Source organism: Bacillus sp. FSL R9-9497, from assembly GCF_038005805.1.
Taxonomy (GTDB): domain Bacteria; phylum Bacillota; class Bacilli; order Bacillales; family Bacillaceae_G; genus Bacillus_A; species Bacillus_A cereus.
The window spans coordinates 3,456,478-3,468,014 of record NZ_JBBOTY010000001.1 but is presented as its reverse complement, the minus strand read 5'-3'; the positions used below and the strand labels follow the sequence as shown (position 1 = coordinate 3,468,014).

Genomic DNA, 11,537 nt, shown 5'->3' with positions numbered 1-11,537 from the left:
CCGAGTTTATTTTTATGTACAAGCACTTTTTTTCTATCTCTGGGTATGATGGGTAGTAATACTTAGGTGAGAGGGGAAAAGGTGATGAAACAGAGTAAAGAAGAGTTTATAAAGAGTGAAGGCGCTGATTTCCCTGGAAAAACATATGTGGATTGTGTATTACAGCATGTATTTGATTTTCAACGAAATTATTTATTGAAAGATATGTTTCAAGTGCATAAAGCACATATTGCGATGCTAACGGAAGAAAATTTAATGAAAAAGGAAGAAGCTAAAGTTATATTACACGCATTAAAAAAGGTAGAGGGAATTCCAGAAGAGCAATTGCTCTATACAGAGCAGCATGAAGATCTCTTTTTTTAGTCGAACATTTAATTTCTCAAGAAGCGAAATGCGATTTTGTAAGTAATATGCATATTGGTAGAAGTAGAAATGATATGGGTGTAACGATGTATCGCATGAGTTTAAGGCGATATGTATTACGATTAATGGAACAGCATTTGTTATTGCAAGAAAGTGTACTACAACTTGCTGCTGATTATAAGGAAACAATCATGCCAGCTTATACACATACACAACCGGCACAGCCAACAACATTTGGTCATTATACGTTAGCAATCTATGATACGATGCAAAGAGATTTAGAAAGAATGAAAAAAACGTACCAGCTTTTAAATCAGTCTCCAATGGGGGCGGCTGCACTCTCTACAACAAGTTTCCCGATTAAACGAGAACGAGTTGCTCATCTACTTGGATTTACAAATGTAATTGAGAACTCATATGATGCTGTTGCCGGAGCGGATTATTTATTAGAAGTTAGTTCGCTACTTATGGTAATGATGACGAATACGAGTAGATGGATTCATGACTTTTTGTTGTTAGCAACGAAAGAATATGACGGTATTACTGTTGCAAAGCCATATGTACAAATCAGTAGTATTATGCCGCAAAAACGAAATCCGGTTTCAATTGAACACGCTCGTGCGATTACGAGTAGTGCTTTAGGAGAAGCATTTACAGTATTTCAAATGATTCATAATACACCATTTGGTGATATTGTCGATACGGAAGATGACTTGCAGCCATATTTATATAAAGGGATTGAAAAGGCAATTCGTGTTTTTTGTATGATGAATGCAGTGATCCGAACGATGAAAGTAGAAGAAGAAACGTTAAAAAGTCGTTCCTATAAACATGCAATAACGATAACGGATTTCGCCGATGTTTTAACAAAAAATTATGAAATTCCATTTCGGCATGCTCATCATGCAGCAAGTGTTATTGCAAATATGTCATTGGGGCAGAAAAAGGAGCTACATGAATTACATTTCAAAGATGTAAATATATACTTGCAAGAACATTTTAAAATAAATTTATTAGAAAAAGAGTGGAAAGAAGTCATATCGCCAGAAGCTTTTATTCAAAAAAGAAATGTATACGGTGGACCGAGTAAAAAAGAAATGAATCGTATGATTCAAAATCGAAAAGAGTCATTTCGAAAAGAAGAAGATGTATTTGAAAAGGAAAAACAGAGGATTTTACAAACTGAAAATGATTTAAATATATTAGTTTCTAATATTATAGAATTGTAAAAGAAGGATTTAATGAATTAATCGCCAATACTTAATTAAAATATAAATAGAGAGAAGAGATTGTCGATGATTCAATTACATGTATATGAAGAGATTTTTCATTTTAAAGAAGATGTTACACCATTTCTAGAAAAGAATGAGCAGGAAAACAATCTCATATTAGGTGTATTACAAATGGTCCAAGAACCGATATTTATGGGGATAGCGAAACAAGGAGAAGAAATTGCGGTTGTATTTCTACAAACAGAAGAGAAGAAACAAATCATTGTTGCAACTTCTGAAATTTCGGGAGTAGCTATTGAGGAACTTGCAAAAGAGTTAACGAAAGTATACCCGGATATTCCTGGATTGATCGGTAATAAGAAAATTGTACAGAAATTAGCGGAAGAGATTGCGGTATTAGAAAATAAGAAAACGAATATTACAATGGAACAAGGTGTGTATGAGCTCAACAGAGTAAAGAAGAAGTGTAATGCGGATGGACTTTTCCGGGCGGTAAATAATGATGAATTACCATTAATAGAACAGTGGATATATCAATTTTGTGAAGACGTAAAGCTTCCTACTACGAAAGAAGAAGCAAAACAAACTGCGCATACATTAATAACTACAAATCGACTGTTTGGTTTGGAAGTGGATGGGAAACTCGTTTCTGTAGCTGCAAAAACGAGACCAACTAAAAATAATATAACAGTTAATTTCGTATATACGCTGAAAGAAGCAAGGAAAAAGGGATACGCATCTAAGTGTGTAGCGGCACTTAGTCAACGTATGTTAGATGAAGGGTACAAGACGACTACGTTATATACTGATTTAGCGAATCCGACATCGAATAAAATTTATCAAGAAATTGGTTATGAGCAAATTGCGGAGTCTATGCTTATATTTTTAGAGAAGTAGAACAAAAAGGCGTGTTAAAATAGCACGCCTTTTTGTTATTCATCAATTCTAATAACCTCGCCTTGAGGAAAGTCCTCAGTTTCTAGTAAGTTACGAATAGCTTTCGCAACATATTCAGGTGATAATAGTTTTCCTTCTTCTTTTAATGCAATGAAGCGGTCCAAATTTATGAAATCTTCTTTATTTGTTTCACGAATTTGTGATTGCATATTTGTATCAACAACGCCAGGTGCAAAAGCGACGATTTTTACTGGATATTCTTTTTCCACTTCTTCAGTTGCTACGCACTGTGTAAACATATTTACACCAGCTTTCGTTGTACAATAAGCGCCCCAGCCAAAGTAAGGGTTTTTTCCTGCACCAGATGAAATGTTAATAACGCGTTTATCTACTTTCCAGTCTTTCGTATGTTTCATAAACGTAGATGTAAGAATTATAGGAGCAAGTAAATTAATGTGAACGTTCGTAATGAATTGTTCGCTTTCTGCTTTTTCAATTGGCTTCATAGGAGCAACTGTACCCGCATTATTAATTAAATGAATAGAAGATACACTGTCTTCTTGAATAGATGAAATGATTTTGTTAAAGTTCGTTTCTAAATTATGTACATCTTGAAGATCTAAGGAGTGGAAAACACAATTGCTATTATATTGCTCTGCAAGTTTAGTAAGCTCTTTATTTTCTCTTCTAGAAATAGAGATGACAGTTGTACTTTCTTCTAATAATTGCGTAGCGATTGCCTCACCTAAACCTTGTGAAGTTCCTGTTATGATAACGTAGCGCATAGTTTTATAAACTCCTCTCATATGTGCGGAATTTTGTTGGACAACGTACATCACATAGGTTGTCTACATTTTATAGTATAGAGCACTTTTTACTATAAATGAAATGAGATGATTGTGTGCCTTTTATAAATCGTTTTACGACAACGGTACCTGGTGCCGTCACGTTTACTGGGAATACGCTGGGACTTAGCCCTACATCACCTGCACCAGGTAATATTTTTGGTACACTTGCTGTGTTTACGACAGTAAATACAGCATTGCAAGTACCAGGATTCCCAGCAGGGACAACAGATGAATGGCAATTGAATTCTTCAAGTGCAATTTTAAATCTTCCAGCGGGAAGCAGTGTGTTATATGCAGAATTAGTTTGGGCTGGTACTTTCCGGACTGATACGGAAGATGTTTTACCATTTTTAAATGATAACATTACATTTACAACGCCAGCAGGGACGTTTTCTGTTACGCCAGATCCTGCTACCGCGCAGCAAGGTTCAGTAGGAAATCAGTTTTATTATGCTCGCTCTGCCAATGTAACGAATCTTGTTAGTGCAGGTGGGGCAGGCACATATACAACGGGTGCTGTGCCTGCTGCCAGAACTTCAGCCGACCCGACAATCAGTCGTTCAGCTGGATGGACGCTTGAGGTTGTGTATCAAAATGCAAGTTTACCACTTCGAAATTTGTCAGTATATGCAGGCCAAGAAATTATTGATGCTTCATCACCACCAGTTGATGCTACTATTTCAGGATTTGCTACGCCGGCAACAGGAGCTGTTACAGGAAGAGTGCTCGTAACTGCTCAAGAAGGCGATTCTAACATTGTTGGAGATCAACTTCGCTTTGGACCGAATGCAAATGCTACAGTTGCATTATTCGGACCGAGAAACCCTGCGAATAATTTCTTCCAGTCTCAAATTTGTAATGACATTGGAGAGTTAGATACAACCGGGACATTTGGAAATTTGAATCAGCCGTTAGGGATAGCTTTAGCGATCCGAAGACAAGGGTGGGATATTACGAATGTAAATGCCTCTGCATCATTAGTAAATAATCAAACGTCAGCAACTGTTCGCTTCGTTACAAATGGAGATGGATACGCTGCAGCTGGTTTTGGTGTTCAAATTGATGCAACAGGTCCAATTATTAATCCTGTTAAATCAGTTAATAGAACAGTCGCAGGGGTAGGGGATACTCTCACTTATACGATTACGGTCCCAAATACAGGAACAGGAAGTGCAGAAAACGTTGTATTACGTGATAGTATTCCGAACGGAACGACGTTTGTTGCAGGTAGTGTTACGGTAGAGGGAGTAACACAGCCGAATGCAAACCCTGCTAATGGAATTAATTTAGGTACAATCCCAAATAACACGCAAAGAATTGTTACATTTCAAGTTCGAATAACATCATTCCCGAATCCCAATCCTATTTTAAATCGTGCAATGGTGTCATATCAATTCCGTCCTTTCGTTGGTAGTCCTCCTATTACAAGTACGTCTTCTTCAAACACAGTACAAACGACAGTGAATCAAGCAACCATAAGTATGCAGAAATCTGTAGATTTACAGACGGCAACGCTTAATGATGTATTAACGTACACAGTTAATGTCACAAATAATGGAAACGTCACTGCGAACAATGTTATTTTTGTTGATAGTATCCCTGCTGGAACAACATTTGTCGCAAATAGCGTTACAGTAAATGGAGTAGCGCGTCCAGGAGCGAATCCAGCAAGTAGTATTAATCTTGGAAGTATTAATGCATCGCAAACGACTGTAGTTCGCTTTCAAGTTCGAGTAACATCTAATCCTCTTGTCAATCCAATTCCGAATCGTGCAAGTGCTACATTTACCTTTACTCCAGTGCCTGGTCAACAACCAGTTTCAGGGCAAGCGACAAGTAACACTGTAGTTACTACCATTAACATAGCTGATATAAGAACGAGAAAAACAGTAGATAGAGCTTTTGCGACAGTGAATGACGTTCTTACGTACACTATTACAATTGAAAATACAGGAAATGTACTTGCGACGAACGTTATTTTTCAAGATCCGATCCCAATTGGAACGACTTTTATCGCAAATAGTGTGACTGTGGATGGGGTTTCACAACCTGGGGCAAATCCAGCGAGTGGGTTTACGGTAGCTAATATATCTCCTGGCGGAAGTAGGACTGTTACATTTCAAGTACGAGTAACATCTACGCCGTCAGGAGGTACGATTCCGAATCGCGGAAATGTGTCTGCTAATTTTGTCGTTATTCCAAATCAGCCGCCGATAACGATTAATAGACTAACGAATACAGTTGTGACACAAGTTAATACAGGTGGTTTGAATGTAATAAAAGAAGTGAATACAACGCAAGCGGCGGTAGGGGATACTTTAACATACACAATTGCCGTCCAAAATACAGGGAACGTTCCGTTAACAAATGTATTTTTCCAAGACCCTATTTCTTCTGCTGTTTCATTTGTTGCAAATTCTGTAACAATTAATGGAGTACAGCAAAGTGGACTAAATCCGAATACAGGATTCTCTCTTCCGAATATTCCTGCGGCTCAAACAGTTGTAGTCACATTTGACGTAGTAATTGTACAGAATCCAGAAAATGAAGATATTTTAAATCAAGCAAATGTAACAGCAAGCTTTCAAGTGAATCCGAATGAACCACCAGTAACAATCAATGTACCGAGTAATGTTGTGAATACGACAGTACAATCAGGAAACTTTGAAGTTGTGAAAGCAGTGAATACGGATGTTGCAACGGTAGGAGATGTTTTAGTATATACAATCGAAGTTATAAATGCAGGTAGTGTACCAGCTACAAATGTATTTTTCCAAGATTCAATTCCACAAGGGACATTATTTATTGAAAATAGTGTAGTTGTGAATGGTGTTTTACAAGAAGGGGCAGATCCAGAACTTGGATTCCCATTAAATAATTTGCCTACTGGCGCCAGTGTTATTGTTACATTTGAAGTATTAATTGATGAAATTCCCCAAGGAAATAATGTTGTAAATAATGCGAATGTAACTGGAGATTTCCTTGTAAATCCAACAGAGCCACCGATTACTGTAACAGTACCAAGTAATACTGTTATGACGATCGTGAATTCTTCAGGGTTAAATGTAATGAAAAGTGTAAGTGCTACTGAAGCCGGTGTAGGAGATACGTTAACGTATACAGTTCGTATACAAAATAGTGGAACGGTGGCAGCGACAAATGTATCATTCCTTGATCCGATTCCGGTTGGAACCACTTTTGTAGCGAATAGTGTAACAATAAACGGGACACCTCAACCAGGTTTAAACCCGACAACTGGATTTCCACTTGCTAATATTCCGGTAGGAGGTATGGTGACGGTCACTTTTCAAGTGACAATCACGAGTGTACCACTAAATAGAGTTCTTCCGAATAATGCGAATGTCACTGCTGATTTCCAAGTAAGTCCTCTCCAGCCACCAATTACAATTGTAACGATTAGTAATATTGTTGTGACGCGAGTGAATGTAGGATCACTTAATGTAATGAAGAGTGTAAATACACCACAAGCTGGTGTAGGAGATACGTTAACGTATACGATTCTTATTCAAAATACAGGAACTGTTCCTGCAACGAATATTGTTTTTCAAGATCCAATTCCGTCTGGTACTGCCTTTGTAGCAAATAGTGTGACGATAAATGGAGTCGTACAGCAAGGCGCGGATCCTATGGCAGGTTTCCCGGTACCAAATATTCCGGTCGGACAAACGGCTACGATTACGTTTCAAGTTACAGTGACGAGTGTTCCGAGCGGTGGAAATATAAGAAACCAATCGAACGTTACTGCAAGTTTTCTTATAAATCCAGCAAACCCTCCAATAACGACTGTTACAAATAGTAATTTTGTAGTGACGCAAGTAAACACAGCGCAGTTAAATATACAAAAATCTTCATCTGTACAACAAGCAGCACTTGGAGAAACTTACACGTATTCTGTTGTCATTCGAAATAACGGTACAGTAACAGCAACGAATGTCTCTTTCCTTGATCCAGTTTCTCCAGAAACAACATTTGTAGCAAATAGTGTAACGATAAATGGAACGCCACAACCTGGATTTGACCCAAATGTTGGTTTCCAGCTTCCTAATATTGCAGCTGGAACAGCATTGACAGTAACGTTCCAAGTTACGGTAGTTGCAACGTCTACACGTGGAGCAGTATTAAATACAGCATCTGCTACAGCCACTTTCTTATTAAATCCTTTACAACCACCTGTAACAACAACGAATTCAAGTAATACAACGGTAGTTACAATACCGTTACCTCCTCCTGGTGAAGTAACAGCAACAAAAACAGTTGATGTTGCAACTGGGGCTGTCGGGGATGTATTAACGTATACAGTGCTAATAACGAATGTAGGAATTATCCCTGTTACAGATGTACTCTTCCAAGATGTCATTCCAGAAGGGACGACGTTTGTTGACAATAGTGTAACGATAGGTGGAGTGCAGCAACCAGGATTAAATCCAGAAATAGGATTTACAGTTACTCCATTATTAATCGCTGGTGGAAGTATTGAGGTCACATTCCAAGTGACGATTACAGAAATTCCAGATAATGAAGTCATATTAAATGATGCAGATGTTACATTTACTTCACAACCAAATCCGCAGGAACCACCGATTACGGAAACGATATTAACAAATTTAGTCGTTACGACAATTAATATAGCGTTTATTTTTCCATTGAAACTAGTAGATAAAGAAGTAGCGACGGTAGGAGAAATATTAACGTATGATGTATTGATTTTTAATTTCGGAACAGTGCCAGCGACGAATGTTCAATTTATCGATACTACTTCCGCGGGTGTAGCATTTGTACCAGGAAGTGTGAGCATAAACGGGGTACCAGCACCAGGATTAGATCCTTTCATTGGTTTTACAGTTCCAGATATACCTGTCGATGATTTTGTACTTGTCACATATCAGGAAGTGGTTACAAGCATACCAGAAGGTGGAACGATTGTTAATTTTGTAGACGTTACAGCTACATTTGCTGTAAGTGAAACAGAACCGCCTATTACGGAAACAACGACAAGTAATACGACATTAACAGAAATCAATGAATCTGGTTTGAATGTTTTAAAATCAGTAAGTCAGCCGGTTGTTGCAGTAGACGATACAATCACATATACAACAGTAGTTCAAAATACAGGAACAGTGATAGCGACAAATGTTCAATATAGTGATGTATTACCTTCCTCTATAGCATTCGTGCCGAACAGTGTAATGATAGACGGTGTGTTACAACCTGGATTCAATCCGAATAATGGATTCCCGCTTCCAGATATAAATCCAGGTGAAAGTGTAGAAGTCACATTCCAAGTAACTGTTGTTAGTGTGCCGACAAACGGAACAATTGCCAATACGGCAAATGTAACGGGAAGTTTTGTATTAGTACCAGGAGAACCACCAGTTATAGTAAACCAATCGAGCAATACAACACTTACAACTGTAAATAGAGGGCAATTTAATGTTATTAAACAAGTAAATAGGGTTGCTACTCTCGTTGGAGATATATTAACGTATACGGTCCAAATAACGAATACAGGAACAGTAACAGCTAACAATGTTCAGTTTATTGATACGATTTCAACAGGTGCGTCATTTGTATCAAATAGTGTAACGATAAATGGAGCCCCGCAACCAAACTTAAATCCGATTACTGGATTTGGAGTTGGAGATATACCGGTAGGTGAAACAGTTATAGTGACGTTTCAAGCGACAGTTACAAACATCCCGTCATCAGGAACAATTACGAACGTTGCAAATATATCAGGAAGCTTTACTTTAGTGCCAGGAGAGCCACCGGTTGTAGTAACAGAGCTGAGTAATACGACGATAACTAGAGTGAATAGAGGACGATTCAGCGTTATAAAATCTGTAAATAAAGAAGCGACACGATTAGGAGATACGTTAACGTATAGTGTGCAAGTTACAAATACGGGAACGGTAACAGCAACGAATGTTCAGTTTAGCGATGTTCCATCACCTAGTTTAGAATTCGTTCCTGGAAGTGTACAAATAAATGGGATTCCGCAAGTAGGTTTAGATCCATTTGTAGGCTTTGTATTGCCTAATCTTGCAGTAGGGGATAGCGTATTAATTACATTTGAAGTAAATGTAATCGCAGTTCCGCCTTCTAGTAGCATTATGAATACAGCAAGAGTAACGGGTGATTTTGAATTAATTCCAGGAGAACCTCCGTTTACAATTACGAATTCAAGTAATACGACAGTCACACCAGTAAATAGAGGCAGTTTAGATATGCAAAAAGAAGTAGATCATTCAATTGTTGGAGTAGGAGAAACAGTAAAGTATACGGTTCGAATATTAAATACTGGTACTGCTGATGCGATGAATATTCAATTTATTGATGTCCTATCTCCGGAAGCTGTTTTTGTACCAAATAGTGTAACTGTAAATGGAGTAGCTCGTCCGGGAGTAAATCCGCAGGTTGGATTTACGATTGTAGACATTCCAGTCGGTGAGACGGCGATTGTAACATATGAAGCTACGATTACGAGCTTTCCAGATGGTGGTACAGTAGTGAACGTTGCTGGGGCGTTAGCAGAATATATTTTAGTACCAGGGGAGCCGCCAGTTACAGTGATGGATACGAGCAATACAGTTATAGTGACGGTAAATACTGCAATCTTATTTGTTGCAAAAGGAGCAAACTTTGAAGTAGCAATGATAGGGGATGTTGTCACTTACGGAATCGCTGTTATAAATGATAGTACAGTCCCTGTGACCAACATTGTGTTAACAGATATCATTGATCCGAATACGCTATTTATAAATGGCACGGTAACGGTAAATGATGTACCTTTTCCATTCGCTAACCCGAATACTGGTATTCCGTTAGGTGATTTTCAGCCAAATGATGCAGCAATTATTAATTTCCAAGTTGTAATAACAGGAGGACAAATAAATAATTTAGTTACAAATACTGCTATAGCAAATGGGCTCGCAACTGTAAATCCGAATGAGCCGCCAGTAGTAGTTGAAGGTGATAGCAATACAGTTGTTATCCCGTTTATTCCTCAAAATGTCTCAACGACAGTCGTAAAAACGGCAAATTTACAGGCAGCAACAATTGGCGATGTTATTACGTTTACGACAGTTATTACAAATACGGGGGATACAGCAATACAAAATATTCGTTTTCAAGATATGTTAGATAGTAGTGTTCAATTTGTCCTTGGAACTGTAACGATTGATAATACGCTAGTGCCAAATGTAAACCCAGTATCAGGTTTTATTATAGGAAATTTAAATCCAGGTGAAGCACGGACAGTTTCGTTCCAAGTAGTAGTGCAGAGCGCGCCAAATGGTTCAGGAAATTATATAAATCAAGCGAGTATTCGTTTCGAACATCAAGTAGGCACAGTATTGCCACCTGTTACACAAATGGTAGAAAGTAACATAGTTGTCATTCCATTTGTTCCAACGATAGAACAAATTTGTGAAACGAATCTTAATTGCTTAAGGAAAATTCCTTTTCAATGTTCTCCGTGTAATCATTTGCAAATAAATAAAAAATAAATACAGAAAGAGCATCCGGAAAAAAGGATGCTCTTTCTGTATTGATCATGTAGATTCTTTTTCGGGTGAGGTGAAAAATTCGTCGATTTTGTCGGAGAGTAGTAATGGAATGGCTCCTTTTATAACAGAAATGTCCCAGTCCCACCATGCGAGATTCTCTAGTTTGTCAATCGTTTCTTGCGGGAAACGATATCGAACAAATTTTGCAGGATTACCAGCTACAATTGCATACGGGGGTACATCTTTTGTAACAATGCTCCTGGCGCCGATAATGGCCCCGTTACCAATTGTAACCCCAGATAAAATGCAGGATTGATAACCAATCCATACATCATTGCCGACTACGATATCACCTTTTGAAGAAGGGTGACCAGTAATATGTGCTCCTTCATCAAAAAGTGCATTAAATGGATAAGTTGTTATCCAGTCTGCGCGATGTTCACCGCCAAGTATGAAAACGACTTCTTCTGCTAATGAACAAAACTTACCTATTTTTAATTTTGTTTCATCGTTCCAAGAAAAAATGGTTGGCCCTACTTTACTATAAGTATAATCACCAATATCATATTTATTATATTCAGGTTTTTGATTTAAATATAACATGCTTCTTCAGCCTCCTTTCTCAATTAAGTGATACGTATGGAATATTATATGCAAGATGTAGTAATGTG

General features: G+C 37.9%; 4 protein-coding genes and 1 pseudogene. 3 read left to right on the top strand and 2 right to left on the bottom strand.

The window, feature by feature from the left end:
• Positions 1-84 precede the first annotated feature (84 nt).
• Positions 85-1,592, top strand: a pseudogene (gene argH / locus MKY21_RS17775) (argininosuccinate lyase).
• 66 nt (positions 1,593-1,658) lie between these two features.
• Entirely contained in the window at positions 1,659-2,492 is an 834-nt protein-coding gene (locus tag MKY21_RS17770; RefSeq protein WP_044795265.1) for a GNAT family N-acetyltransferase, read from the top strand.
• Positions 2,493-2,527: 35 nt separating this feature from the next.
• Here the strand turns inward: MKY21_RS17770 and MKY21_RS17765 are convergent, their stop codons facing one another.
• On the bottom strand, positions 2,528-3,277 hold the full coding sequence (locus MKY21_RS17765) for a (S)-benzoin forming benzil reductase (RefSeq protein ID WP_341077058.1): 750 nt from the start codon (positions 3,275-3,277) through the stop codon (positions 2,528-2,530).
• A 116-nt stretch (positions 3,278-3,393) separates the two neighbouring features.
• On the opposite strand from MKY21_RS17765, the gene MKY21_RS17760 reads away from it, so the two are divergent.
• Positions 3,394-10,866, top strand: coding sequence for a DUF7507 domain-containing protein (locus tag MKY21_RS17760; protein ID WP_341077057.1), 7,473 nt, complete (start codon positions 3,394-3,396; stop codon positions 10,864-10,866).
• 45 nt (positions 10,867-10,911) lie between these two features.
• Here MKY21_RS17760 and MKY21_RS17755 read toward each other — a convergent pair whose 3' ends face one another.
• Complete coding sequence (locus tag MKY21_RS17755) at positions 10,912-11,469, bottom strand: CatB-related O-acetyltransferase (RefSeq protein ID WP_000966305.1); 558 nt, start codon at positions 11,467-11,469, stop codon at positions 10,912-10,914.
• Between the last annotated feature and the right edge of the window lie 68 nt (positions 11,470-11,537).